Source organism: Microbacterium thalassium (assembly GCF_014208045.1).
Classification (GTDB): Bacteria; Actinomycetota; Actinomycetes; order Actinomycetales; family Microbacteriaceae; genus Microbacterium; species Microbacterium thalassium.
Map to the genome: position 1 here is coordinate 805848 of NZ_JACHML010000001.1, position 25820 is coordinate 831667.

Annotated in this window: 25 protein-coding genes; 13 read left to right on the forward strand and 12 right to left on the reverse strand. The window is 71.1% G+C overall.

All coding sequences use genetic code 11. The features are described 5' to 3' along the window. Positions 1 to 78 precede the first annotated feature (78 nt). The 4 genes from HD594_RS03850 (at position 79) to HD594_RS17655 (ending at position 4336) form a co-directional block, all read left to right on the forward strand. On the forward strand, positions 79 to 1293 hold the full coding sequence (locus tag HD594_RS03850; protein ID WP_184749695.1) for a glycosyltransferase: 1215 nt from the start codon (positions 79 to 81) through the stop codon (positions 1291 to 1293). Positions 1294 to 1297: 4 nt separating this feature from the next. After that, entirely contained in the window at positions 1298 to 2572 is a 1275-nt protein-coding gene (locus HD594_RS03855) for a glycosyltransferase family 4 protein (RefSeq protein WP_184749696.1), read from the forward strand. 419 nt (positions 2573 to 2991) lie between these two features. Further along, the gene (locus HD594_RS03860; RefSeq protein WP_184749697.1) at positions 2992 to 4017 is read left to right on the forward strand and encodes a GlxA family transcriptional regulator; all 1026 of its coding nucleotides are present in this window, start codon (positions 2992 to 2994) and stop codon (positions 4015 to 4017) included. Positions 4018 to 4042: 25 nt separating this feature from the next. Further along, entirely contained in the window at positions 4043 to 4336 is a 294-nt protein-coding gene (locus HD594_RS17655; RefSeq protein ID WP_271171295.1) for an Rdx family protein, read from the forward strand. A gap of 11 nt (positions 4337 to 4347) precedes the next feature. On the opposite strand, the gene HD594_RS03870 is transcribed toward HD594_RS17655, so the two are convergent. After that, on the reverse strand, positions 4348 to 4752 hold the full coding sequence (locus tag HD594_RS03870) for a PIN domain-containing protein (protein WP_184749699.1): 405 nt from the start codon (positions 4750 to 4752) through the stop codon (positions 4348 to 4350). After that, positions 4749 to 5012 (reverse strand): AbrB/MazE/SpoVT family DNA-binding domain-containing protein, encoded by a 264-nt coding sequence (locus tag HD594_RS03875; RefSeq protein ID WP_184749700.1) that lies wholly within the window; start codon positions 5010 to 5012, stop codon positions 4749 to 4751. The genes HD594_RS03870 and HD594_RS03875 overlap by 4 nt, the downstream gene beginning before the upstream one ends. Before the next feature lie 165 nt (positions 5013 to 5177). On the opposite strand from HD594_RS03875, the gene HD594_RS03880 reads away from it, so the two are divergent. The 4 genes from HD594_RS03880 to HD594_RS03895 all read left to right on the forward strand — a co-directional run bounded on the left by HD594_RS03880 (position 5178) and on the right by HD594_RS03895 (position 10114). After that, on the forward strand, positions 5178 to 7388 hold the full coding sequence (locus tag HD594_RS03880; protein ID WP_184749701.1) for an ATP-dependent Clp protease ATP-binding subunit: 2211 nt from the start codon (positions 5178 to 5180) through the stop codon (positions 7386 to 7388). Positions 7389 to 7565: 177 nt separating this feature from the next. Next, positions 7566 to 8978, forward strand: coding sequence for an MBL fold metallo-hydrolase (locus HD594_RS03885; protein WP_184749702.1), 1413 nt, complete (start codon positions 7566 to 7568; stop codon positions 8976 to 8978). Continuing rightward, positions 8971 to 9267: a rhodanese-like domain-containing protein gene (locus tag HD594_RS03890; protein ID WP_184749703.1), complete on the forward strand. Its 297-nt coding sequence runs from the start codon at positions 8971 to 8973 to the stop codon at positions 9265 to 9267. The genes HD594_RS03885 and HD594_RS03890 overlap by 8 nt, the downstream gene beginning before the upstream one ends. A 67-nt stretch (positions 9268 to 9334) precedes the next feature. Beyond that, positions 9335 to 10114, forward strand: a complete 780-nt coding sequence (locus HD594_RS03895) for a sulfite exporter TauE/SafE family protein (protein WP_184749704.1) — start codon at positions 9335 to 9337, stop codon at positions 10112 to 10114. A gap of 109 nt (positions 10115 to 10223) precedes the next feature. Here HD594_RS03895 and HD594_RS03900 read toward each other — a convergent pair whose 3' ends face one another. Continuing rightward, entirely contained in the window at positions 10224 to 10805 is a 582-nt protein-coding gene (locus HD594_RS03900) for a nitroreductase family protein (protein WP_184749705.1), read from the reverse strand. Between the two features lie 103 nt (positions 10806 to 10908). Next, on the reverse strand, positions 10909 to 12282 hold the full coding sequence (locus HD594_RS03905; protein ID WP_184749706.1) for an MFS transporter: 1374 nt from the start codon (positions 12280 to 12282) through the stop codon (positions 10909 to 10911). A 57-nt stretch (positions 12283 to 12339) separates the two neighbouring features. On the opposite strand from HD594_RS03905, the gene HD594_RS03910 reads away from it, so the two are divergent. Together HD594_RS03910 and rraA are read left to right on the forward strand one after the other, a co-directional pair. Beyond that, positions 12340 to 12852, forward strand: a complete 513-nt coding sequence (locus HD594_RS03910) for an ArsR/SmtB family transcription factor (RefSeq protein ID WP_184749707.1) — start codon at positions 12340 to 12342, stop codon at positions 12850 to 12852. Between the two features lie 190 nt (positions 12853 to 13042). Then, positions 13043 to 13507, forward strand: coding sequence for a ribonuclease E activity regulator RraA (rraA, locus tag HD594_RS03915; protein WP_184749708.1), 465 nt, complete (start codon positions 13043 to 13045; stop codon positions 13505 to 13507). A 21-nt stretch (positions 13508 to 13528) separates the two neighbouring features. Here rraA and HD594_RS03920 read toward each other — a convergent pair whose 3' ends face one another. Beyond that, positions 13529 to 14896 (reverse strand): glucose-6-phosphate dehydrogenase, encoded by a 1368-nt coding sequence (locus tag HD594_RS03920; protein ID WP_184749709.1) that lies wholly within the window; start codon positions 14894 to 14896, stop codon positions 13529 to 13531. 56 nt (positions 14897 to 14952) lie between these two features. On the opposite strand from HD594_RS03920, the gene HD594_RS03925 reads away from it, so the two are divergent. Then, entirely contained in the window at positions 14953 to 16746 is a 1794-nt protein-coding gene (locus tag HD594_RS03925; RefSeq protein ID WP_184749710.1) for a glycoside hydrolase family 15 protein, read from the forward strand. Positions 16747 to 16755: 9 nt separating this feature from the next. Here the strand turns inward: HD594_RS03925 and HD594_RS03930 are convergent, their stop codons facing one another. Genes HD594_RS03930 through HD594_RS03940 form a run of 3 tightly spaced genes read right to left on the reverse strand, consistent with a single transcriptional unit; the run spans position 16756 to position 19310 of the window. Further along, positions 16756 to 17850: an ABC transporter permease gene (locus HD594_RS03930; RefSeq protein WP_184749711.1), complete on the reverse strand. Its 1095-nt coding sequence runs from the start codon at positions 17848 to 17850 to the stop codon at positions 16756 to 16758. Further along, positions 17847 to 18728, reverse strand: a complete 882-nt coding sequence (locus tag HD594_RS03935) for an ABC transporter ATP-binding protein (RefSeq protein WP_184749712.1) — start codon at positions 18726 to 18728, stop codon at positions 17847 to 17849. Before HD594_RS03935 ends, HD594_RS03930 begins: the two co-directional genes overlap by 4 nt. Positions 18729 to 18776: 48 nt before the next feature. Continuing rightward, a complete protein-coding gene (locus HD594_RS03940; protein ID WP_184749713.1) occupies positions 18777 to 19310 on the reverse strand; it encodes a nitroreductase family deazaflavin-dependent oxidoreductase in 534 nt (177 codons plus the stop codon). Positions 19311 to 19498: 188 nt separating this feature from the next. On the opposite strand from HD594_RS03940, the gene HD594_RS03945 reads away from it, so the two are divergent. Then, the gene (locus tag HD594_RS03945) at positions 19499 to 20461 is read left to right on the forward strand and encodes an intradiol ring-cleavage dioxygenase (RefSeq protein ID WP_184749714.1); all 963 of its coding nucleotides are present in this window, start codon (positions 19499 to 19501) and stop codon (positions 20459 to 20461) included. Between the two features lie 84 nt (positions 20462 to 20545). On the opposite strand, the gene HD594_RS03950 is transcribed toward HD594_RS03945, so the two are convergent. Beyond that, positions 20546 to 21385, reverse strand: coding sequence for an exodeoxyribonuclease III (locus tag HD594_RS03950; RefSeq protein ID WP_184749715.1), 840 nt, complete (start codon positions 21383 to 21385; stop codon positions 20546 to 20548). A 197-nt stretch (positions 21386 to 21582) separates the two neighbouring features. Then, the gene (locus HD594_RS03955) at positions 21583 to 22281 is read right to left on the reverse strand and encodes a TetR/AcrR family transcriptional regulator (protein WP_184749716.1); all 699 of its coding nucleotides are present in this window, start codon (positions 22279 to 22281) and stop codon (positions 21583 to 21585) included. A 79-nt stretch (positions 22282 to 22360) separates the two neighbouring features. Between HD594_RS03955 and HD594_RS03960 the strand changes: the two genes are divergently transcribed. Continuing rightward, positions 22361 to 22855, forward strand: coding sequence for a nitroreductase family deazaflavin-dependent oxidoreductase (locus tag HD594_RS03960; RefSeq protein WP_184749717.1), 495 nt, complete (start codon positions 22361 to 22363; stop codon positions 22853 to 22855). Between the two features lie 12 nt (positions 22856 to 22867). Here the strand turns inward: HD594_RS03960 and pntB are convergent, their stop codons facing one another. Both pntB and HD594_RS03970 read right to left on the reverse strand, forming a co-directional pair. Next, the gene (gene pntB, locus HD594_RS03965; protein ID WP_184749718.1) at positions 22868 to 24268 is read right to left on the reverse strand and encodes a Re/Si-specific NAD(P)(+) transhydrogenase subunit beta; all 1401 of its coding nucleotides are present in this window, start codon (positions 24266 to 24268) and stop codon (positions 22868 to 22870) included. Next, complete coding sequence (locus tag HD594_RS03970; RefSeq protein WP_184749719.1) at positions 24265 to 25815, reverse strand: Re/Si-specific NAD(P)(+) transhydrogenase subunit alpha; 1551 nt, start codon at positions 25813 to 25815, stop codon at positions 24265 to 24267. Before HD594_RS03970 ends, pntB begins: the two co-directional genes overlap by 4 nt. Between the last annotated feature and the right edge of the window lie 5 nt (positions 25816 to 25820).

Below are 25820 nucleotides of genomic sequence, written 5' to 3' on the forward strand. Positions count from 1 at the left end.
TCGGGTAGAGTGGTGCGCGCGCGAGCGCCACCCCGATGCCGCGTATCCCTCGCCGCACAGACAGGCCCACAGCATCCCGTGACCGACTCCGCGACGCCCGACGATCCCGCCGCCGCCGTGAACCCGCGTCCCCTGAAGATCCTGATCGGGGCCGACACGTTCCTTCCGCATGTCAACGGCGCGGCCCGCTTCGCCGAGCGCCTCGCCGCCGGCCTCGGCGCGCGCGGTCACGAGGTGCACGTGATGGCCCCCAGCAAGACGCACCGCGAGCACGGCGTGTTCACCGAGGTCATCGAGGGCGAGCCGCTGACGATGCACCGCCTGCCGTCGTGGCGCTGGTACCCCCACGACTGGCTCACCTTCGTGATGCCGTTCCGCGCCAAGCACTATGCGCGTCGTGTGCTCGACTCCGTCCAGCCCGACGTCGTGCACATCCAGTCGCACATCGTCATCGGTCGCGGCCTGTCGCGCGAGGCCGCCAAGCGCGGCATCCCGATCATCGCCACCAACCATGTCATGGCCGAGAACATCCTCGACTTCACGACGTTGCCGCCGGTGCTCGACAAGATCTTCCTGAAGTACGCGTGGGAGGACGCCAAGCGCACCTTCGACCTCACGAAGGCCGTCACCACGCCGACGCGCAAGGCCGCCGACTTCCTCGAGGCGACCATCGCCATCGACAACGTCCTGCCTGTCAGCTGCGGCCTGGACGCTTCGAACTACACCGCCGACCTCGCGCCGCGCTCGGCGAACCGGCTGGTGTTCGTCGGGCGCCTCACGACCGAGAAGCAGATCGACGTCGTCCTGCGCGCGCTGACGCTGCTCGATCCGACACTCGATGTGACGTTCGACATCGTCGGCAACGGCGACCAGCGCCGCAACCTCGAAGAGCTCGCCACCGAGCTCGGGCTCGCCGGCCGCGTGCGGTTCCACGGTCACACGACCGATGAGGAGCTGCGCGGCTTCCTCACGAACGCCACCGCGTTCGTGATCGCCTCGATCGCCGAGCTGCAGTCGATCGCGACCATGGAGGCGATGGCCTCCGGACTGCCGATCATCGCCGCCGACGCCGTGGCGCTGCCGCACCTCGTCCATGACGGCGAGAACGGCTACCTGTTCACGCCGGGGGATCCCGAGGACCTCGCGGCGAAGATCAACCGCGTGCTGCGGCAGACGCCGGCCGAGCGTCTCGCGATGCAGCAGGCGTCGCTCGACGGCGTCAAGGTGCACGATATGACCCGCACGCTCGAGACCTTCGAGGCGCTGTATCGCGGCGAGCCGATTCCGGAGTAGCCCCGTGCACGTCGTGATGTTCGCCGACCAGCACGTCGAGTCGCTGGGCGGTGCGCAGGTGTCGATGCGGCTGCAGCGGCGGTTCCTCGAGAAGGCCGGGCACACCGTCACGATCGTCGCGCCGGCCATGCACGGACCGCGCGGCCGTGCTGTCGCGCCCGACGCCGCGTACGTCGACACGCCGTCGATCGTCATCACCCCTGATCGCGAGTATTCGTTCACGTGGCCGGGTCGTCGCACCGACCGCTGGGTGGACGCCGCGCTCGCGTCGCGCCCGCCCGTGGACGTCGTGCACATCCAGGGCGACTTCTGGGGCGCGTTCATCGGCCACCGCTTCGCGTCGCGGCACGGCCTGCCCGTCGTCCACACGATGCACAACCGCGTCGACGTCGGGATCGAGGCCACCACGCCGTTCCCCGGGCTCGTGCTGCGGGTGCTGGGTGCGTGGCAGCGCCGGGCGCTGGGGGTGCCGGACGAGGCGGAGCCCGCCGGCCACGACGGCTGGGCGTTCCTGCGCCGCTTCGCCGGTCGATCGGATGCCGTCACCGCGCCGTCCTCGCACTTCGCCCGACGGCTCGAGGAGCACGGGGTCGTCCCGGGGCGTCCGACGCTGCTGCGGACGCCGGAGGAGGCGCGCCGAGCGCTCGCCGACGGCATCGCGCCGGCCGCCGCCGGAGTCGACGTCATCTGGAACGGCATCGACGATGACGTGCTGGATGCCGCGCTCGCCGCGGCGCCGCCGGAGCGGGCACCCGGTCGACCACGATTCGTGTGGCTGGGGCGCATGAGCCCCGAGAAGCGGCTGCTGCCGTTCCTCGAGGCCGTCGCCGAGTCGGGCATCGACGCGGACGTCGAGGTGATCGGCGGCGGAGGACAGCTGCGCGCGGCGCAGCGGCTCGTCGCGAAGCGCGCGCCCACGGCATCCGTCGTCTTCGCCGGCCGGCTGCCGTACGCCGAGACCCTGCGGCGGATCGCCGCGGCCGATGCCGTCGTGCAGACCTCGATCGGCTTCGAGACGCAGGGGATGACGGTGTTCGAGGCGGCCTCGCTCGGGACTCCGTCGGTCGTGAGCGACCGCGACATCGCCGAGGAGCTCCAGGCGGGGCACTGGACGGTCGACGGCGAATCGGTCGGGGCGCTCGCCGACGCGCTGCGTGCGGCATCCGCCGACATCGCCGCCGGACGTTCGCCGCTCCCGCATCCCACGGTGCGCGAGCGCTTCCGCCAGTCCTCGCGGACGGCCGCGATGGTCGACGTCTACCGCCGCGTCACCCGCTGACGCCCCCCACCCCGCCGCCTCACCCGTCGACCCGCTGCACCCGCTCGCCTCGACCCCGCGGATGCTCGCCTCGACCCCGCGGATGCTCGCCGAGACGCGGGGTTCGCACCGAGGCCCCCTGCGATCGCGGTGGGTCTCGGTGCGAACGGGGGGTCTCGGTGCGAACGGTGGGTTTCGGTGGCGGATGGATGGACGGGATGCCGGATGCGGCGGCTACGGGAGCCGCGTCCAGTCGGTGGGGGTGCGGCGGTAGCCGTCCCGGGGGAGGGCGAACGCCGTCGCGGCGACGCCGGCGACGGCCAGGGCGGTGGCGATGACGAGAGTGATCATGGCAGGAACGCTACGCTTGCGTTCAAACGGCCACGAGTGGCAGACTAGCCACAATTCGTCGGAAAACTGCCATCACCCCGAGGTGCCCCATGAAGACCGTCGCCGCCATCGTCCAGCCCGGCTTCGCGCCCTTCGAGTTCGGCGTCGCGTGCGAGGCGTTCGGCCTCGACCGGTCCAATGACGGCGTGCCGAACTTCGACTTCCGCGTGGTCACGCCCGAGCCCGGTGCGGTGCCGAGCAGCATGGGCTTCTCGATCAACGTCGACCACGATCTGGCGTTCGCGGACGAGGCCGACCTCGTCGTCGTCACTCCCGTGCCGCGCGATCTGTGGAACCGCATCGACACGCGCGTCGCGGGGGTCATCCGCCGAGCCGTCGAGCGCGGCGCGTGGGTGCTCACCGTGTGCTCGGGGGCGTTCGTCGTCGCGGCCTCCGGCGTGCTCGACGGGCGCCGTGCCACGACGCACTGGATGTACGCCGACACCATGACCCGCATGTACCCCGACATCGACGTCGACCCCGACGTCCTGTACGTGCAGGACGGGCGCATCATCACGAGCGCCGGCACCGCGGCCGGGCTGGACGCGTGCCTGCATCTGCTCCGCCAGGAGCTCGGCGCGGAGCTCACCAACAAGATCGCGCGCCGCATGGTGGTCTCGCCGCAGCGCGACGGCGGACAGGCGCAGTTCATCGACAAGCCGCTGCCGGTCGCGGCATCCCAGTCGCTCGCGCCGATCACCGACTGGATGCTCGACCACCTGCGCGAGGAGCTCTCCGTCGACCAGCTGGCCACCCGTGCCCACATGTCGCCGCGCACCTTCGCCCGGCGGTTCAAGGCGGACTTCGGCACGACCCCGGCCGCGTGGCTCGCCCGCCAGCGCGTCATCCAGGCGCAGCGGCTGCTGGAGCGCACCGACTTCGGACTCGACCGGGTCGCCGACGAGTCGGGGTTCGGCTCCGCGGCCGTCCTGCGGCAGACCTTCGCCCGCGTCCTCGGCATGACCCCCACCGCCTACCGCGCGCGGTTCTCGTGCACGACCTCGGGTGGGGCGGATGCCGCCGCCGCAGGCGTCGTCGAGGAACACGCTGTCGCATCGCTGGAGCCGGTCGCCTGATCGGCGATCGCGAGAGGAGTCGCGCGTGGCGAAGCCCCGCATCCGCATCACGTACTGCACGCAGTGCAACTGGCTGCTGCGCGCGCAGTGGTATCAGGGGGAGCTGCTGACGACGTTCGCGGCCGACGTCGCCGAGATCGCGCTGGCGCCGGCCACCGGCGGGGTGTTCCGCATCGACGTCGACGGGGAGGGTGTCTGGAACCGCAAGACCGACGGCGGGTTTCCAGACATCACGGCGCTCAAGCGCGCGGTGCGCGACATCGTCGCGCCGGGGCGGTCGCTCGGGCACGCCGATCGCGTCGATCCGTCGGTGACGTAGGAAGCCGAGCCTCAGGCGGGCGCGGGCTCGAGCAGCCGCCAGCCCAGGTGGCGTGAGGCGGCACGGTCGAAGGTCACGAACTCCGGGATGCCGAACAGCTCGCCGCTCGCGGCGATGAGCGCGTCGGCGAAGTCGGCGCCCTCTTCGGCGAGGGCGAGCGCGCGCACGACGCTCTCGCCGTCCTCGAACTCGAGGGACTCGGTCTCGACGAGAGACTGAAGGATCTTGATCCGTGTGTTCCGGTCCATGCGATAGGTGCGCGCGAGCGTCCACGCGAGCTCGGCCAGGACGACGTGCGTCACGAATCCCGGGGCGTCGGTCGTGAGCGAGTCCATGACCGCATCCGCGGCAGCCGCCTGCGCGCGGTCGTCGCGCACGACGTACCGAAGCAGCACGTTCGTGTCGAGCCCGATCACCGCTCCATGCTCCGCATCACAGACTCGGCGGCCGCGTCGGCGATGTCCTCGTTCATCTGCTCGATCGAGATCGCCGGCTGCTCCGGCGTGTACAGCATCCCCTTGAGGTCTTGGACCTTCCCGGTGCGGGCGATGATCCGGTACTGGCCGTTCGGGAGCTTGACGAACAGCACCTTGGACCCGGCGACGAGGTTCAGGTCGTCCCGGACCTCCTTCGGGATCGTGATCTGACCCTTGCTGGTGAGCGTCGCAGTGGGCATGGTGGCTCCTTTCAAGAGACAGCATGCCTTACATGTCAGACATTCGTAAGCCCCCCCACAGCTGCGTTAGCAGAGGACTCCGGCCCGGACTACCGCTCACGACCGAGGCTTTGCTAAAGTTGAGCCTGTACGACTCAACTTTGAGATCCAGACTTCAGGAGACACATGAACGCCACCCAGATGCCCGGGCAGGAGGAAGCCGCCAGCGCCCTCGAGCAGTTCGGGATCAACCTCACCGACCGCGCGCGCCAGGGCAAGCTCGACCCGGTCATCGGGCGCGACGCCGAGATCCGTCGCGTGAGCCAGGTGCTGACCCGCCGCACCAAGAACAACCCCGTCCTCATCGGCGAGCCCGGCGTCGGCAAGACGGCCGTCGTCGAGGGCCTCGCCCAGCGCATCGTCGCGGGCGACGTCGCCGAATCCCTCAAGGACAAGGAGCTGGTCACCCTCGACATCTCGGCTCTCGTCGCCGGCGCCATGTACCGCGGCCAGTTCGAGGAGCGCCTCAAGAGCGTCCTCAAGGAGATCACCGAGTCCGAGGGCCGCATCATCACCTTCATCGACGAGCTGCACGTCCTGATGGGCGCCGGCGGCGGCGAGGGCTCGGTCGCGGCCTCGAACATGCTCAAGCCCATGCTCGCGCGCGGCGAGCTGCGCCTCATCGGCGCGACGACGCTCAACGAGTACCGCGAGTTCATCGAGAAGGACGCCGCGCTCGAGCGTCGATTCCAGCAGGTGTACGTGGGGGAGCCCAGCGTCGAGGACACCGTCGCGATCCTGCGCGGACTCAAGGAGCGCTACGAGGCGCACCACAAGGTCGCGATCGCGGATGCCGCGCTCGTCGCAGCGGCGTCCCTGTCGCACCGCTACATCCCGAGCCGCCAGCTGCCCGACAAGGCCATCGACCTGATCGACGAGGCCGCGTCGCGCCTGCGCATGGAGATCGACTCCGCGCCGCTCGAGATCGACGAGCTGCGCCGCCACGTCGACCGTCTCAAGCTCGAGGAGCTCGCGCTGAAGAAGGAGAAGGACGACGCCTCGAAGGAGCGCCTCGCGAAGCTGCGCGAGCAGCTCGGCGACGAGCAGGCGAAGCTCGACGAGCTGCAGTCGCGCTGGGAGCGCGAGCGTTCGAGCCTGAACCAGGTCGGCGACCTCAAGACGCGCCTGGACGCCGCCCGCATCGAGGCCGAGCGCGCGCAGCGCGAGGGCAACCTCGAGAAGGCGTCGCGCATGCTCTACGCCGACATCCCGGCGCTGGAGCGTCAGCTCATCGAGGCCGAGCGCGAGGAGCCGTCGGGCGACCGCATGGTCAACGATCAGGTCACCGACGAGGACATCGCCGCGGTCATCGCCGCGTGGACCGGTATCCCGGTCGGCAAGCTCCTGCAGGGCGAGACCGAGAAGCTGCTGCACCTCGAGGCCGAGCTCGGCAAGCGCCTGATCGGCCAGAAGGAGGCGGTGAAGTCGGTGTCGGATGCGGTGCGCCGCTCGCGCGCCGGCATCTCGGACCCGAACCGGCCGACCGGGTCGTTCCTGTTCCTCGGCCCCACCGGCGTCGGCAAGACCGAGCTGGCGAAGGCCCTCGCGGAGTTCCTCTTCGACGATGAGCACGCGATGGTCCGCATCGACATGTCGGAGTACGGCGAGAAGCACTCCGTGTCGCGCCTCGTCGGCGCCCCTCCGGGGTACATCGGCTACGAGCAGGGCGGTCAGCTGACCGAGGCCGTGCGCCGGCGCCCGTACTCGGTCGTGCTGCTCGACGAAGTCGAGAAGGCGCACCCCGAGGTGTTCGACGTGCTGCTGCAGGTGATGGACGACGGGCGTCTGACCGACGGCCAGGGTCGCACGGTCGACTTCAAGAACGTCATCCTGATCCTGACGTCGAATCTCGGCTCGCCGATCCTCATCGACCCGACGCTGTCGTTCGATGTGAAGCGCGAGCAGGTGCAGGCACTGGTGCGTCAGGCGTTCAAGCCCGAGTTCATCAACCGCCTCGACGACATCGTGATCTTCCAGGCGCTGTCGCAGGACGACCTGGCCCAGATCGTCGAGCTCGCCGTCGCGGCGCTGCAGCAGCGCCTGCACGACCGCCGACTCGAGCTGGCCGTCACGCCCGACGCCCGCACGTGGCTCGCCGAGCGCGGCTACGACCCGGTGTTCGGCGCGCGGCCGCTGCGCCGGCTCATCCAGTCCGAGATCCAGGACCGCCTCGCGATGGCGCTGCTGTCGGGCGGCGTGCGCGACGGCGACATCGTGCGCGTGGACGTCGCTGCCGACGGGTCGCAGCTGGTGCTCACCAGCGGGGGGCAGAAGCCGCCCACCGACCTGGGCGACGAGGACGACGTGATCGAGGCCGAGCTGGTCGACGAGGACTGATCCGCACGACGAAACGGGCCGCTTCCCATCGGGGAGGCGGCCCGTTTCGTCGTTGCGGACCCCACTCGACCCATGCCGGAAGGCATCCGGTTGCATACCCCCAGGGGTATTGCTAGACTCCTGGTATTGATACCCCCGGGGGTATCCCCGAGTCCCCCTCAAAGCCAAGGAGAAGCAATGCTGCTGGAGCGCATCTACGACGAAGACCTCGCACAGGCGAGCTACTTCATCGGCTGCCAGGCCAAGGGCGAGGCCATCGTGGTCGACCCGCGACGCGACCTCGACGTCTACCTCGACATCGCCAAGCGCAATGGGATGCGCATCATCGCGGTGACCGAGACGCACATCCACGCCGACTACCTGTCGGGCACGCGCGAGCTCGCCGCCGCCACCGGCGCGACCGCCTACGTCTCGGCCGAGGGCGGCGTCGACTGGCAGTACGGCTTCGACGCCGAGCGCCTGCACCACGGTGACGTCATCCGCCTGGGCAACATCACCGTCGAGGCCGTGCACACGCCGGGCCACACGCCCGAGCACCTGTCGTTCCTCGTCACCGACGGCGCCTTCGCCGACAAGCCCGGCTACTACCTCACCGGCGACTTCGTGTTCGTCGGCGACCTGGGCCGCCCCGACCTGCTCGATGAGGCGGCCGGCGGCGTCGACACCCGCTTCCAGGGCGCGAAGGACCTCTTCGCCAGCCTGCGCGACCGCTTCGTGACGCTGCCCGACTGGGTGCAGGTGCACCCCGCGCACGGCGCCGGCAGCGCGTGCGGCAAGGCCCTCGGCGCCATCTCGTCGACCACGGTCGGCTACGAGCGCGAGTACGCCTGGTGGGCGCCCTTCGTCCGCGACAACGACGAGGAGGGTTTCGTCGCCGCGCTCCTGGACGGCCAGCCCGACGCGCACGCGTACTTCGGCCGCATGAAGCGCCAGAACAAGGTCGGCCCCGAGGTCATGGGCGCCCGTCCCGCGCTGGTCGAGTTCGACAACGCGACGCTGGCCGCCAAGCTCGAGGCCGACGAGGTCGTCTTCGTGGACACCCGCCACAACGCGAAGGTCCACGAGGGCACCGTCGCGCGGTCGCTGAACATCCCCGGCGTCGCCAAGGCCGCCAGCTACGGCGCCTGGGTCTACGACCCCGAGCGTGAGACGCGCCCCGTCGTCGTGCTCGCCAAGGACGCGAAGACCGCCGAGGCCATGCGCGACCACCTGGTGCGCGTCGGCATCGACGACGTCATCGGCTACACCACGAGCCTCGAGGGCCTGCCCTCGATGGTCCCCACGGTGATCGGTCAGGACGAGCTGGCCTCGACCGACCGCGTCCTGCTCCTGGACGTCCGCAACAAGACGGAGTACGCCGCCGGCCACCTGCCCGGCGCCGAGCAGCTCAGCGGCGGCCGCGTGCTGTGGAACCTCGACCAGCTTCCGGCCAAGACCGACGGCACCATCGTCGCGTACTGCCAGAGCGGCGTGCGCGTGAGCGTCGCCGCCAGCGCCCTGCGCCGCGAGGGCTACGACGTGGCCGAGCTCGACGGCAGCTACGCCGGCTGGGTCGCCTACGAAGCGAAGAAGGAGAACGCCCTTGTCTGACATCTCGATCAACCAGGCCTACGAGCGCATGAACCGCGATCTGCTCGTGGACGTGCGCGAGGACGCCGAGGTCGCCGCCGGCCGCATCCCGACCGCGATCCACATCCCGCTCGGCGAGCTGTCTGCCCGCCTCGGCGAGATCGACCGCAACCGCGACGTGATCGCCGTGTGCCGCAGCGGCAACCGCTCGAGCCGCGCGACCGCCGTGCTGAAGTCGGCCGGCTACAAGGTCGACAACATGGCGGGCGGCATGATGGCCTGGCAGGCCGCGGGCCTGCCCACCGTCTGACCCCGTCCGACCGACCTATCCAGGCCGGTGTCCCGAGGAGACTCGGGGCACCGGCCGAGGCATGCATATGGAATTCACTCTCGTCATCACCCTGGCGCTCGCCGTGCTCGTCGGCGTCTCGCTCGGGCTCCTGGGCGGCGGAGGCTCGATCCTCACCGTCCCGATCCTCACGTACGTGCTCGGGATGCCGCCCAAGGAGGCCATCGCCGCGTCGCTGTTCGTCGTCGGCACGACCGCCGTCGTCAGCGTCATCAGCCACGCGCGCGCGGGCCGCGTCGCGTGGCGCACGGGGATCATCTTCGGGCTCGCCGGCATGACCGGCGCCTTCATCGGCGGGCTGCTGGGCGGATACATCCCCGGCGCAATCCTCATGCTGCTGTTCGCCGCGATGATGGTCGCCACCGCGGTCGCCATGATCCGCGGCCGCAAGAAGAGCGGCGGCGAGGGCGCCGAGCGCGGACACCTGCCGATCCTGCGGATCCTCCTCGACGGGTTCGCGGTGGGCCTCGTCACCGGCCTCGTGGGCGCGGGCGGCGGATTCCTCATCGTCCCGGCGCTGGTGCTGCTGGGCGGGCTCCCGATGGCGCTCGCCGTGGGCACGTCGCTGCTGATCATCGCGATGAAGTCGTTCGCGGGGCTCGGCGGCTACCTGCTCACCGTCCAGCTGGACTGGCCGGTCGTCCTCGGCGTGACCGCCGCGGCGATCGTCGGCTCGTTCATCGGCGCGCGCCTGGTCGGCATCGTCCCCGAGAAGGCGCTCAGGCAGGGGTTCGGCTGGTTCGTCCTGGCGATGGGCGCCTTCATCCTGTTCCAGGAGGTCCCACCCATCATCCAGTCGATGATGTAGCTGCCCGTCATCGGCGACGTCATATGCAGTCGCCGAGTGCACATGTCATGAGAGGTTCACAACGTGTGCACTCGGCGAGAGCATGTGCACTCGACGGGAGTGGGGGGAGTTACGCGTCCACCAGGACCGACTCCGCCAGGGGGCGGCGGGTGCGGGGGGCGCTCTCGCGCGCCTGGACCTCGTCGGAGGCGGCGCGCAGGTCGCCCAGCGCGCCGACGGCGATCACCGTGATCGGGGTGAGGGCGCGGTCGAGGTCGAAGGCCTCGGCGATCGCGGCACGGTCGAAGCCGCCCATCTGGTGCGTGGCGAGGCCGCTCGCGTGGGCCTGGATCGTGAAGTGGGCGGCGGCCTGGCCGGCGTCGTACTCGGCCCACACGAGGGGCTGTCCGTCGCGCTCGCTCTCGGCCACGAACGCGACCAGTGCGCCGGCGGCGGGTGCCCAGGCCGCGTTGAAGCCGCTGAGCGCGGCGACGATCTTCGCGTGCTCCGCCGTGCCGCGTCGCGCCACGATCGCCCGCCACGGCTGGAGATTGGCGGCGGTGGGCGCCCAGCGGGCGGCCTCGAGGGAGCTCGCGAGCGCGGCCTCGTCGATGGGTGCCGCGGCGTCGAAGACGCGCGTGCTCCAGCGCTCGGCGAGGACGTCCAGGATGGGCGCGTCGGTGGCGGCGGTGCGGGTCAGAGCGGTGGTCATGCGGGCTCCCGGGGGATGGAACGGATGCTGCCGGGACGCCGTCGGCCCGCATCCATACAAACGCATGAATCTGTGCGCAATTCCCAGGTGCGCCGCCGAGGTGTCAGCGACCGCCGGCCGCGGGCTCGTCGCCCGGGCCGTCGGCGACGCCGACCGCCGACTCGGCGGCGGGCCCCTCGACCGGAACATCGGCGGCTCCGTCCGCGGGCTCATCTGAGGGAGCATCCGGCAGAGACCGCATGGTCCAGAACGGTCCGAACACGACGAACGTCGCCGACAGCAGTCCGCCGATCGCGCCGATCCACATCGTCGTCACCGTGCCGAGCCACTCTCCGAGGCCCCCGGCGATCAGCGCGGCGATCGGCATGACGCCCCACACCACGAAGCGGATCGAAGCGTTCATGCGCCCCAGCAGGCGATGCGGCGTGATCCGCTGGCGGAAGGTCACCTGGGTGATGTTGTAGACCAGGACGGCGAAGCTCATGGCGAACGACTGCAGCACCAGCAGCGGGAAGGCCAGCGCCGGGACGAGTGCGACGGCGGGCAGCGCGAGGCCCGCGAGCGAGAACGCGATGGACGACACCGGGATCGCCGGAGCCTCGCCGATGCGGCGCACGATGTGCGGCGTGGCGATGGCGCCCGCCAGACCACCCACGGCTCCCAGCGCGAAGATGATGCCCATGCTCTCGGGCGAGAGGCCGAGCTCGCGCAGCAGGAAGATCGGCAGCAGCGTGAAGCTCAGCGTGCTGAACAGGTTCGACACGCTCGTGGTCGCGACGATGCGCCGCAGCAGCCGGTTCCCGAAGACCCATCTCAGGCCCTCGCCGATCGAGCGCAGGAGCGGGTCGTGCTCGTGCGCGGCGGCGACCCTCTCGTGGTCGCGCGTGAAGAGCAGGGCGATCATCGACGCGAGATAGGTCCCGACCGTGGCGAGCACCGCGAGCGGAGCGGTCACGGCTCCGACCAGCCATCCGGCGGCGGCGGGACCCCCGATGTTCGCCAGCTGGGCCGTCGACTCGAATTTGCCGTTCGCCTCGGCGATCTGCCGCGACGGCACCAGTGAGGGCACGAGCGACTGGTACGAGACGTCGAAGAACACGGTGGCGACGCCGAGCACCAGAGCGACCCCCACCATGTGCCACACCTGCAGCATCCCGGCCCACCACAGCAGCGGCAGCGCGGCGAGGGCGATGGCGCGCACCGCGTCGGCGGCGATCATGACGTGCCGCTTGCGCAGGCGGTCGATCCAGGCCCCGGCGGGCAGCCCGATCAGCAGGAAGGCGGCGACGTTGGCGGCGTTGAGCACTCCCAGCTCGAACTCGCTCGCATCCAGCATGAGCACGGCCATCACGGGCACCGCCAGTTCGGCGACCTGCGCGCCGAGCTGGCTGAGGGCCTGACCGCTCCAGATCGTGAGGAAGTTGCGGTCGTGCCACAGCGACCGCGCAGCGGTCGGCGCCTCGACTGATTGGGACATGTCAATCAGTCTGCGAGAGTGATTGAGGATTGTCAATCGCTCTCCTATCGTGGAGGCATGACCGAGCGCGACGAGCAGGAGCACGCGGAGTTCGTCGCTCGCGCGCTGAGCTCTCCGCTCCGCCTGCGGGTGCTGCGCCTGTGCCGCTTCTACGCCCGCACGAACAAGGAGCTCGCCGAGCTGCTCGAGGTGAACCCCGGGACGATGCTCCATCACGTCCGCACGCTCGTCGAGGCGGGCATGCTGGTTCCCGAAGAGGAGCGCACGGGTGCCCGCGGCTCGCGCGAGATCCCCTACCGGGCGACCGGGCTGTCGTGGGGCAGGCACTTCCCGAACCAGTCGGTCGTCGTCCTCGAGGCGATGCGCCAGCAGCTCCAGGGCGTCGACCCCGAGGACGTCGATTTCGGATGGCTCGGCCTCAAGCTCAACGCCGAGAGCAAGGCCGAGCTGGGGCGGCGCCTGTTCGAGCTGATGGGGGAGTTCAAGGACCGCGGGCCCGACCCCGACGGCGATCCGTATTCGCTCGTGACGGTCATCCACCCCGATCTGAATCCGCCGCCCGCCGGCTGACTGCGGGGTCCGTCCGCGCGGGCGACGGCATCCGCTCCCCCCCCGGTGCGCGGACGGCACCGGCATCCGCCTCTCGTCGTGCACGGATGCAGGAGATCCGGCCCACCGCGCTTCACGACGCGCGAATTCCGCGCGTTCTTCCTGCGTTCTGACACGGATGCGCTCGTCCGCGGCACCGTACGGTGGGACCATGACCGCCACAGCCGACCTCTACGACGACCGCGGCGAGGAGCTCGACTCCCTCTCGCTGCAGCTGCAGGACATCGGCGGGCGCACCGCCTTCGACGGTCCGGTGCGCACGATCCGCTGCCACCGCGACAACGCGCTCGTGAAGGCCACGCTCGCGACGCCCGGAGACGGCGCCGTCCTCGTCGTCGACGGCGGCGGATCGCTCGAGTCCGCGCTCGTCGGCGACCTCATCGCCGCGTCCGCGGTCGAGCACGGGTGGGCGGGGATCATCGTGCACGGCGTGATCCGCGACCGCGAGGCCATCGGCGACCTGCCGCTCGGAGTCAAAGCCCTCGGTTCGAATCCGCGCAAGAGCGCGAAGGACGGCGTCGGCGACGTCGACGTCCCCGTGACGATCGCCGGCGTCGTGTTCGCCCCCGGCAAGCACGTGTGGGCGGATGCCGACGGCGTGCTCGTCGAGCGCTGACGCCTGCGCGCCGGCGCGCGATCAGCCCAGCGGCACCCAGTCCGCCGGCCCCTCGGAGCCCGCCGGGTACTCGTCGAGCGGGACGTCTCCGCGCTGCCACGCGTCGAGGATCGGGGTGAGGATCCGCCAGCACTCCTCGGCGGCGTCGCCGCGGACCGCGAGCGCCGCGTCGCCGTCGAGGATCGACGACAGCACCTCGCCGTAGGCCAGCAGCGCGCCCTCGCCGAGCTTCGCGTGCAGGCGCGTGCGCGAGAGCTCGAACGGGTCCTCGCCGCCGTTGACGTTGAGCTCGAGCGACATGCGGTCGGGCCCCAGCATGAACCGCAGCACCGAGCCGGGCTCGTCGCCGGTGAACCCGTCCGGCAGGTGGTGCACGGGCCGGAACCGGATGAGGATCTCGTGCGTGGCCTCGCGGAGAGCCTTGCCGGACCGCAGCGTGAACGGGACCCCGGCCCACCGCGCCGTGCGCACCTCGAACGTCGCCTCGGCGAGGGTCTCGGTCTCGTGGGACGGGTCCACGCCGGGCTCGTCGACGTACGCGGGCAGTTCACGCTCGCCGATTGTGCCGGCGGCGTAGCGGGCCCGGCGCGAGGAGTGCACCGCGTTGTCGTCCCACACGTGCGTCGCGCGGAGCGCGGCCCCCGTGGCATCGCGCAGGTCGACCTCCGTCAGCGTCGCGGGCGGCTCCATCGCGACGAACGCGAGCACCTGCAGCAGGTGGCTCTGGATCATGTCGACAAGGGCGCCTGCCTTGTCGTAATAGCGGGCGCGGCCCTCGAGCCCCAGCTCCTCGTCGAAGCGGATGACCACCGACTCCACGTGATGGGACGACCACACCGGCTCGAAGACGCGGTTCGCGAAGCGCGCGCCGAGCAGGTTCAGCGTGGTGGACCGACCGAGGAAGTGGTCGACCCGGAACACTTGGTTCTCGGGCACGAGGCGGCGAACAGTCCGATTCAGCGCCTGCGCGCCGGCGAGGTCGGAGCCGAAGGGCTTCTCGAGAGCCAGGATCGTGCCCTCGGGCAGCTCGACGTCGGCCAGCGCCTCACACGCGGCCGCCGCGATCGCCGGCGGCACGGCGAAGTACAGGGCGAGGCGCCCGGTGGCCTGCGCCACGAGCTCCGTCAGATCGGAGGCCTTCGTGATGTCGGCTGTGCGGTAGGTCGTCTCGGCGACGGAGTCGAACGCCGGCTCGGCGTCCGCCGACCGGAACGCCGCGCGGACAGCCTTCGCCCAGCGCTCGTCGGTCCAGTCGTCGATGCCCGCGCCGAGCAGGCGCACGCGCCGCTCGGGCTCGCGCGTCAGCAGCTGGCCGAGAGCGGGAAGCAGCAGACGCGACGTCAGATCGCCGGATGCGCCCAGGATGAGAAGAGTGGTGTCACCGCCCATGGCGGCCACGATAGCCCCCTGGCCCCGGATCGGTGAGGGCTGACAGAATCGCAGGCGTGCCCCAGCCCATCGAGGACTACGCGCTGCTGAGCAGCTGCCGCACCGCCGCGCTCGTCTCGCGCGAGGGGAGCATCGATTGGCTGTGCCTGCCGCGGTTCGACTCGGCATCCGTCTTCGCGGCCCTGCTCGGCGACGAGGGGCACGGATGCTGGAGCCTGCGCCCCCGCGACCCCGAAGCCACCAGCACCCGGCGGTACGACGGCGATACGTTCGTGCTCGTCACGCGGTGGGAGTGCGCGAACGGGGTAGCCGAGGTCCACGACGTCATGCCGATCGACGGGCCGCGCACCGACCTGGTGCGGCGCGTCGTCGGCGTGAGCGGCACCGTGGAGTTCGTCCACGAGCTGCGGCTGCGCACCGACTATGCCCGGGCGCTGCCCTGGGTGCGGCAGGTCGGCTCGGAGCGGGCCCCGGCCCTCCTCGCCGTCGCGGGCCCGGACGCCCTCATCGTGCGCGGTGTCGAGCTCACCTCGGCCGACCACGTGCACGTCGGGTCGGTGCGGGTCGCCGCGGGCGAGACGACGGATGCCGTGCTGACGTGGTTCCCGTCGTACCACTCCGAGCCCGAGCCGCTCGACGTCGACCGCGCGATCGCGCGCACGAGTCGATGGTGGACGGACTGGGCGGCCCGCATCGAGCATGACGGTCCCCACCAGGACGAGGTGGTCCGCTCGCTCCTCGTGCTGCGCGCCCTCACGCACGAGGACACCGGCGGCATCGTCGCGGCGGCCACGACCTCGCTCCCCGAGGACTTCGGGGGGTCGCGCAACTGGGACTACCGCTACGTATGGCTGCGCGACGCGGCGCTCACCCTCGAGGCGCTGCTCGCGCACGGGTTCGTGCGCGTCGCCCACCGGTGGCGGTCGTGGCTCGTGCGCGCGATCGCCGGAGACCCCCACGACGTGCAGATCATGTACGGCATCGCCGGGGAGCGCGACCTGCCCGAGCGTGAGCTCGCCAGCCTTCCGGGGTACGACGGCGCCGCTCCGGTGCGGATCGGCAACGGCGCCGTCGACCAGTACCAGGCGGATGTCATCGGCGAGGTCATGATGGCCCTCGAGGCCACGCGGGCCGCCGGCGCGGCCGAGGACTCGTTCTCGTGGGCGCTGCAGTGCGCGCTGCTCGGGCAGGTGGTGGAGTGGATCAAGCGCCCCGACCGCGGCATCTGGGAGATGCGGGGGGAGCCGCAGCTGTTCACGCACTCGCGCGCCATGATCTGGGCGGCCCTGGACCGCGGCGTCCGCGCCGTTCGGGATGGCGGCCTCGACGGCGACGCCGACACGTGGGAGCGCCTGCGCGACGAGGTGCGCGAGGAGATCGACCGGCACGGGTACGACGCCGACCGCGGCCACTTCGTGCAGCACTACGGGTCGCCCGAGGTCGACGCGTCCCTGCTGCTGCTGCCGCAGTCGGGCTTCTGCGACTACGACGACCCGCGCATGCTCGGCACCGTCGCCGAGATCGAGAAGCAGCTGATGCGCGACGGGCTCGTGATGCGGTATCGCACCGAGAGCGCGGTCGACGGACTCGCGGGCGGCGAGCATCCGTTCCTCGCGTGCTCGTTCTGGCTGGTCGAGCAGTACGCGCAGACCGGACGCACCGACGAGGCGAGTGCGCTCATGGACCGGCTCTGCTCGTTCGCGAACGACGTCGGGCTGCTGAGCGAGGAGTACGACGTCGGCGCCGCACGCCACGCGGGCAACACGCCGCAGGCGCTGTCGCACCTCGCCCTGGTCCGCGCCGCGGACGCGCTCGGCGGACACTGCGGGCGCGCGGCGCTGCGCTCCTGACGGCGCGGGCTACGAGCCCAGCGCCTCGCGCAGCTTCACGCGGGCGCCCATGCGCAGCAGCGAGTTCCGGTAGATCTTCGCCGCCACCACGATCGCGCCCGCGCAGGTGGCGATCAGCAGTGCCAGCGAGATCAGCGGCTCCCACCACTGAGCTTCGCCGAGGAACAGCCGCACCGGCATCCCGACCGGCGCCGAGAACGGCACGTACGACATGACGCCGATGACGACGGGGTTGTCGAAGAAGAACACCACCAGGAAGTAGGGGATCATGATGAGCATCGTCAACGGCGTCGTCGTCGAGCCGATGTCCTCCTGGCGGGAGACCATCGAGGCCGCCGCCGCGAACAGCGACGCGAGCAGCACGAAGCCGAACAGGAAGAACACCGCGAACCACGCGATCGGCTCGCCCAGGCCCTCGAGCAGCGCCCCCTGACCCGTCACGGCCAGGCCGACGAGCGCGATCGATGCCAGCAGCAGCACCTGGGCCATCGCCAGGACCGTGTTGCCCACCACCTTGCCCGCCAGCAGGGTCCGGACCGGGATCGCCGAGATCAGCAGCTCGACCACGCGCGTCTGCTTCTCCTCCACGACGCTCTGGGCGATCGTGCTGCCGAACAGCGATGCCGCGACGAGGAACACGACGCCGAACCCGATGGCGGCCACGTAGCCGAGGGCCGACGTGCCGGCTTCGGGGTTCAGCAGCTCGACCGGCGGCAGCTGCGCGAGTGCCAGCAGCAGCTGGGTGGGCGGACTCGAATCGGCGATGACGGCGTATCCGGTCTGCGAGGCGGCATCGCCCACGACCGCGGCATCGACGGTGCCGTCGGCGACGAGCGACTCGGCCGCCGCGCGGTCGGCGGCATCCGTCAGCTCGAGACCGGGGATGCCCTCGACGTACTGCCGGGAATCGGCCGTGACCGCGACCGGGGTGCCCCCGGCCGAGGCAGCCGCGAACCCGCCCCACAGGACGAGGGCGAGGGCGCCGAGCAGCAGGATCGCGGTGGAGATCACGAAGGCCTTGCTGCGCAGCTTCGAGCCGATCTCGCGCTCGGCGACCAGCCACACGCTGCGCGGCATGCTCGGTGCCGGTGCGGGCGCGGTCATCGGATGACCTCCTTGAAGATCTGCGCGAGGCTCGGATGCTGCGGGGAGAAGCTCGCGACCGGGCCGCGCTCCAGCGCGAGGCGCAGCACGTGCTGCGCCGTCTCGTCGCTGTCGGCGTCGAAAACCGTCCGGTCCCCGTCCGCGTCGATCACCGTGACGCCGGGCTCGCCCTGGACAGGCGGCGGCGCCGCCGCCACCAGCTCGAAGCGTCGTGTCGAGTGCTGTGCGCGCAGGTCGTCGCGCGCCCCCGCCGCGCGGATCGAGCCGCCCGCGATGATGACGAGGTCGTCGCACAGGCGCTCGACGACGTCGAGCTGATGCGACGAGAAGAGCACGGGGGCCCCGGCGGCCGCCCGCTGCTGCAGCACCCCCGCGACGACGTCGACGGCGAGCGGATCCAGCCCAGAGAACGGCTCGTCGAGGATCAGCACGTCGGGGTCGTGCACGAGCGCCGCGGCGATCTGCGCGCGCTGCTGGTTGCCCAGCGACAGCGTCTCGACGTTGTCGTTCAGGCGCTCGGCGAGCCCGAGACGCTCGAGCAGGTCGCGCGCGCGGGAGGTGGCATCCGCCTTCGAGAACCCGTGCAGGCGCGCGAGATAGGCGATGTGCTCGAGCACCTTCATCTTCGGGTACAGCCCGCGCTCCTCGGGCATGTAGCCGAAGCGGCGTCGGTCGGCGGCCGTCAGCTCCGTGCCGTCGAGCGAGACGGTGCCGGCGTCCTTGGCGAGCACGCCCAGGATGATGCGCATCGCCGTGGTCTTGCCGGCGCCGTTGCCGCCGACGAAGCCGGTGAGGCGGCCGGGACGGACGGTGAACGAGACGTCGTCGAGGGCTCGGAGGGCGCCGTAGCTCTTGGCCACCCCGGACAGCTGCAGCATGCGGCTCCTAGATCGGTTCCGCGCACCACGCTACCCGGCGATGCGGCGTCAGGACTCCTCGCCCGCGGTGTCGGCGGCCGGGACGGATGCCTCGTCGACCTCGCCCGCGTCGTGCAGGCGCAGCGCCTCGGTGATGCCGAAGAACGTGATCGCCTTCGCCTCGTCCTCGGGGAGCGGCGCGGAGTCGATCGGCACGATCTCGAAGCCGTCCACGCGGTGCCGCCGGCCGTCCGTGTGCAGGACGCCCGAGCCCGCAGCGAGCAGGTTCTGCACCCACGACGCCTCGCGGCCGTAGACGAGCGAGACGACCCAGCCGTCGCCGTCGCGCCGCGCACCGACCGGCGTCTCGTACGCCTTGCCGGTCTTGCGGCCGACGTGCTCGATGACCGAGAACTGCTGGCCGGCGTCGCCGGCCGTCTTCAGCACCTCGGGGTTGACCACGTCGCGCTGGAACTTCGTGAAGGCGCGGATGAACCGGCGATCTCGGGAGCGCACCCCCACCACCACCATCGTGATGACAGCGCCGACCGCGAGGGCGAGCAGTGTCACGAGTACCAGCAGGAATCCCAGGAGACGTTTCATGTCGGCTCCGTCCGTCGTCTCGGTCGGTGACTCTCGCGTCCACGGTAGGACGTGGGCCCGACGGGCGCCAGGGACTTTCGTCGTGCGTCACCGCTCGTTCTCACAGGAGACGCATAGGCCGGTCACGGGGCGCCCTTGAGCAGTGCCGACACGATGAGCTGCAAGACATCCGACGAGACGAGGTCGCCATGCCGCACCCCCAGCCCGACATCACGCCCGACGGGCCCCGCTACGAGGGCCGCCTGCTCGCCAACCCCGAGGAGGAGGTCGTCGACCAGGGTCTGCGGTTCGACCTCGGCACGCTCGTCACGCGTCGCCGCGCGCTCGGCTTCTTCGCGATCGGCGCCGGGAGCCTCGCGCTCGCCGCGTGCGCCCCGGCGGCGAGCTCGAGCACCGCGACCACCGACGCCGCGACGGGGACCGCCACCGGCGGCTCGACCACGACGACGACCGCCGCCGGCGAGATCCCCGACGAGACCGCAGGCCCCTACCCGGGTGACGGCTCCAACGGGCCCGACGTCCTGGAGGAGTCGGGCATCGTGCGTCAGGACATCCGCACGAGCACCGACGGATCGGTCACGGCCGTCGGCATCCCGATGACCCTCACGCTCAGCCTCATCGACATGGCGAACGGGAACATCCCCTTCGAGAACGTCGCCGTGTACGCGTGGCACTGCGACCGCGACGGCAACTACTCCCTCTACTCGGACGGCGTCACGAACATCGACTACCTGCGCGGTGTGCAGGTGGCCGATGCCGACGGCAATGTCAGCTTCACCAGCATCTTCCCTGCGTGCTACACCGGCCGCTGGCCGCACATCCACTTCGAGGTGTACCCGTCGGTCGACGACATCACCGACTCGGCGAACGCGATCGCCACCTCTCAGGTGGCGCTGCCGCAGGACGTGTGCGAGACCGTCTACGCGACGAGCGGCTACGAGAGCTCGGTGTCGAACCTGGCGCAGCTGTCGCTCGACACCGACAACGTCTTCGGCGACGACGGCGGCGAACTGCAGCTGGCCACGGTCACGGGGAACACCTCGAGCGGCTACCAGGTGAACCTCGCGGTCGCCGTCGACACGACCACCACGCCCACCGCCGGCAGCGTCGGCGGGGGCGGGCAGGGCGGCGGAGGCGGCCAGCGCCCGTAGCGCGACGAACGTCGGAGATCTCGGCGTCCGCCGGGCGATCCGGACCCAGATCCTCCCGCGGAAGCCGAGATCTCCGACGCTGCGTCAGAAGATCATGGGGCGGTCGTCGTCGTCCTGGCCCTCGAGGTCCAGGTCGACGACCACCGGCACGTGGTCGCTCGGGCCGTCGCCCTTGCGCTCGTCGCGGTGGATGGCGGCGCCGGCGACGGCATCCGCGAAGGCCTGCGAGCCCAGGATGAAGTCGATGCGCAGCCCTTCGTTGCGGGGGAAGCGCAGCTGCTTGTAGTCCCAGTACGTGAAGCCGGTCGGCACCAGCGGTCGCACGACGTCCTGGACGCCGGCGGCCTCGAGCGCGGCGAACGCCTCGCGCTCGGGCTGCGAGATGTGGGTCGAGAAGCCGGGCACCAGCGACGGGTCGCCGTTGTCGGCATCCGTCGGCGCGATGTTGAAGTCGCCGACGAGCGCCAGCGGAAGGTCGGGGGATGCCGCGAGGGTCTCGCGCGTGTAGTCCTCCAGCGCTGTGAGCCAGTGCAGCTTGTAGTCGTAGTGCGGGTCGCCGAGGGCACGGCCGTTGGGGACGTACAGGCTCCACACCTTCACGCCGCCGACGGTCGCGCCGATCGCGCGGGCCTCCTGCGGGGCATCCGGGCCCTCGTGGCCCTTCGCGAAGCCGGGCATGGCGGGGAAGGCCGTCTCGACGTCCTCGATCGGCTCGCGGCTGGCGATCGCGACGCCGTTCCACTGCGAGAAGCCGTGCGCCTCGACGTGGTAGCCGGCCTCTTCGAACTTCTCGAAGGGGAACTGCTCGACCTTGCACTTGATCTCCTGCATGGCGAGCACGTCGACGCTCTCGCGCACCGCGAAGTCGACGATCCGGTCGACGCGGGCGCGGATGGAGTTGACGTTCCAGGTGGCGAGGCGCATGGGCTCCAGCCTAGGCGGGCGCAGGGAGCGCCCCGATCCACCGGCGCGATCCGCGGCCGTCCCCGACGGCGCCGTGTCGGCGCCAGGTTGCGGTATCCGCTGCACCGATCGTTGGCGCGGTTGCCGCGGTGTGCCGCCGTTGTGGTGTGCGGTTGCTGCGATGTGCCGCCGTGGCGGTGTTCGCGTGTCCGGCGTGCTCAGGCGCCGGACTCTGCGACGCGGCGCCGCTCGAGGCCCTCGAGCAGGACGTCGACCGCGAACGCGAACTCGAACTCGTCGTCGCAGCCGCCCAGCGGGCCCGCGTGACTCGCGGCCATCGCCAGCTCGGCGACGTGCGGGAGCGCCACGGCCCACTGCGCGAGCTGCTCCGGCGACGGCCCCTCGTCCTGCGGGCGCTCGGAGTCGTCGAAGAGGTCCTGACTGAATCCCAGCAGGCGGCTGCCGAGCAGGTGGACCGCGTGGTGGCCGAGATCGACCGAGCAGCCGCCCGACCGCATGATGCCGAGCATCTGGTCGAGGCGCCGCAGCACGGCCGGCGACGCATCCGTCTGATCCGCCAGGATGCGCGCGGCCCACGGATGGCCGGACACCGCTCGGCGCGCGGCCATGATGTGCGCTCGCAGGCGCTCGGTCCACGGCGCATCGAGGCCCGGGTCGGCGTCCTCGATGCGGGCGAGCACGGCATCCGTCATCGCGACCAGCAGGGCGTCCTTGTCGCGCACGTGGTGGTAGATCGACATGGGATCGACCTCGAGCTCTTGCGCGAGACGTCGCATGCTCACCGCACCGAGACCGTCGCGATCGGCCAGGGCGACCGCCGCATCGACGATCGCCTCGCGGCTGAGCCGCCCGCCGCTGCGCGCGCGGCCCTCGGCGGTGGCGGTGCGGCGGGGCATCTCCCGATCATAGCTTGACGTCCTACACCGTAGGGTCTATCGTCCTACAGTGTAGACCTACGGTGTAGAGGAGACCGCCATGGACGACATCACCACGCAGACCGCCCGCCCGAAGCGAGCCACGTCGCTGCCGCCGCGGTGGATCATCCGGGGCTTCTGGGTCGGCCACCGCGCGCTGCTGCGCGCGACCGGCGACCGCGTCGGTCTGGCCGCCCCCGCGCCCGGCGGCAGGTTCGGCATGCTGCGCCTGCGCACGCTCGGACGCCGCAGCGGCCAGGAGCGCGAGGCGGTCATCGGCTACGCCGAGGACGGCGCGAACATCGTCACGCTCGCGATGAACGGGTGGGGCGCCGCCGAGCCGGCGTGGCTGCTCAATCTGCGGGCGCACCCCGAGGCGCACGTGGACCTCGTCGGCGGCGAGACCCGCCGCGTGCGGGCCCGCGAGGCGACCGGCGACGAGCGCGACCGGCTGTGGGCGCTCATCGACGGGTACGAGGGATACGGCGACCTCGAGGCGATGCCCGCGCTGCGCGGGACGCCCACCGCGGTCGTGGTCCTCGAGCCCGCCGACTGATCGCCGAACCGCTCAGAGCGACCGGAGGATGTCCTCCACACGGTCCTTCGCGTCGCCGAACAGCATCGCCGCGTTCTCGCGGAAGAACAGCGGATTCTGCACGCCCGCGTAGCCCGAAGCCATCGATCGCTTGAAGACGATGACGTTGTCGGCCTCCCACACCCGCAGCACCGGCATGCCGGCGATGGGGCTGCCCGGGTCCTCTGCGGCGGCGGGGTTCACGGTGTCGTTGGCGCCGATCACGAGCACGACCGAGGTGTCGGCCAGGTCGTCGTTGATCTCGTCCATCTCGAGCACGATGTCGTAGGGCACGCGCGCCTCGGCCAGCAGCACGTTCATGTGGCCGGGAAGGCGACCGGCGACCGGATGGATGCCGAACCGCACGTTCACACCGCGCTCCCGCAGTCGCTCGGTGAGCTCCGCGACGGGGTACTGCGCCTGGGCCACCGCCATGCCGTAGCCGGGCGTGATGACGACGCTCTGGGCGCCCGCGAGCATCTCGGCGACGGTGTCGGCGTCGACCTCGCGGTGCTCGCCGACCTCGTCCTCGCCCTTCTTGGGCGCCTCGATGCCGAAGCCGCCGGCGATCACCGAGATGAACGACCGGTTCATCGCACGGCACATGATGTACGACAGATACGCACCCGACGAGCCGACGAGCGCGCCGGTGACGATCAGCAGGTCGTTGTTCAGCAGGAAGCCCGCCGCGGCGGCCGCCCAGCCCGAGTAGCTGTTGAGCATCGAGACGACCACCGGCATGTCGCCGCCGCCGATCGAGGCGACCAGGTGCCAGCCGAGCGCGAGCGCCAGGACCGTCACGATCACGAGCAGCCACAGCTCGGGCGTGATGACGTACCAGACCGTGAGGGCGACGAACGCGATCAGGGCCCCCAGGTTCAGGACGTTCTTGCCCGGCAGCACGAGCGGCTTGGACGACATGCGCGCCGAGAGCTTGAGGAACGCCACGATCGACCCGGTGAAGGTCACGGCGCCGATGAAGACGCCGATGAACACCTCGGCGTGGTGGATGTCGGCCAGCGCGCCTTCGAGTCCGGTGTCGTAGAGGGCTCCGTTCCATCCGACGAGCACGGCCGCGAGACCCACGAACGAGTGCAGCAGCGCGATGAGCTCGGGCATCCCGGTCATCTCGACGACGCGCGCGCGCCACAGTCCGATCGCGGCGCCGGCGACCATCGCGATGACGAGGAACGCCAGGCCGAGCGGCGCCTGCGGCTCGCCCCACGACGCCGTGAGCGTGAGCCAGATGGTGGCGGCGAGGGCGATCGCCATGCCGACGATGCCGTAGGTGACGCCGCGGCGCGCGGTGTCGTGACGGCTGAGGCCGGCGAGGCTCAGGATGAACAGCAGCGCGGCGACGATGTACGCCGCGGTGGCGATCGATGCGGCGGTCATCGGGTGGCGCCCTTCTGGAACATCGCGAGCATTCGGCGGGTGACGGCGAAGCCGCCGAAGACGTTGATGCTGGCCACCAGCACCGCGATCCCGGCGAGGATCTGCACCGGCAGCTCAGGGGCGGTCAGCTGCACGATCGCGCCGACGATGATGATGCCCGAGATGGCGTTCGTAACGCTCATCAGGGGCGTGTGCAGCGCGTGCGTGACCTTGCTGATGACGTAGAAGCCGACCACGACCGACAGCGTCAGCACGGTGAGGTGCTGCGGCAGCGGCGCGGGCGCGACCGCGCTGACGAGGAACAGCGCCGCGATCCCCAGGGCGATGAGGCCGGTCTTCACCCCCGGCGTCAGCCACGACTTCTTCACCGGCGATGCCTCGGCCGCGGCATCCGCTGCGGGCTTCGGTGCAGCCGACACCTGCACCGGCGGTGGTGGCCAGGTCGACTCGCCGTCGCGCACCACCGTGACCGAGCGCTGCACGACGTCCTCGAAGTCGATCGTGAGCTCACCGTCCTTGGCGGGGGTGAGGAGCTTCAGCAGATTGACGAGGTTCGTGCCGTACAGCTGCGACGCCTGCGCCGGCAGACGCCCCGCGAGGTCGGTGTAGCCGAGGATGATGACGCCGTTGTCGGTGACGATGCGCTCGCCGGCGACCGACCCCTCGACGTTGCCGCCCTGGGCGGCGGCCATGTCGACGATGACGCTGCCGGGCTGCATGCTCGCCACGTCCGCAGCGGTGATCAGCCGCGGCGCCTGCCGGCCCGGGATGAGCGCCGTCGTGACGATGATGTCGACATCGGCGGCCTGCTCGGAGTAGATCTCGGCGGCGCGCCGGTCGTACGCCTCCGTGGTGGCCTTGGCATAGCCGTCGGCCGAGACCTGCTTGTCCTCATCGGCGACGATCACCTCGAGATACTCGCCGCCGATGGAGCGCACCTGGTCGGCGACCTCGGGACGCGGGTCGGTGGCGCGCACGATCGCGCCGAGGCTCGACGCCGCGCCGATCGCGGCCAGCCCCGCGACGCCGGCTCCCGCGACGAGCACCTTGGCCGGCGGCACCTTGCCGGCCGCGGTGACCTGACCGGTGAAGAAGCGGCCGAACTCGTGCGAGGCCTCGACGATCGCGCGGTAGCCGGAGATGTTCGCCATCGAGCTGAGGACGTCCATCGACTGCGCGCGCGAGATGCGCGGCACCGCGTCCATCGCGAGAGCCGTGATGCCGCGCGTGGCGAGGGCCTCGACGAGGTCCGGACGCAGCGCCGGCGAGAGCAGGCCGATGAGCGTCGCCCCGTCGGCGAGCCGGTCGATCTCGGCGGGCGTCGGCGGGTTCACCTTCAGCACGACATCGGACGACCAGGCTGTGTCGCCGTCGGTGACCGTGGCGCCGGCATCCGCGAAGGCTGCGTCGGGGAACGAGGAGGCGGCTCCCGCCCCCGCTTCGACCGCGACCTCGTACCCGAGGGCGATGATCTTGGCGACGGTGGCAGGGGTGGCGGCGACGCGGTTCTCACCGCTCGCCTCGGCCACGATGCCGATGCGCGTCATGGGTG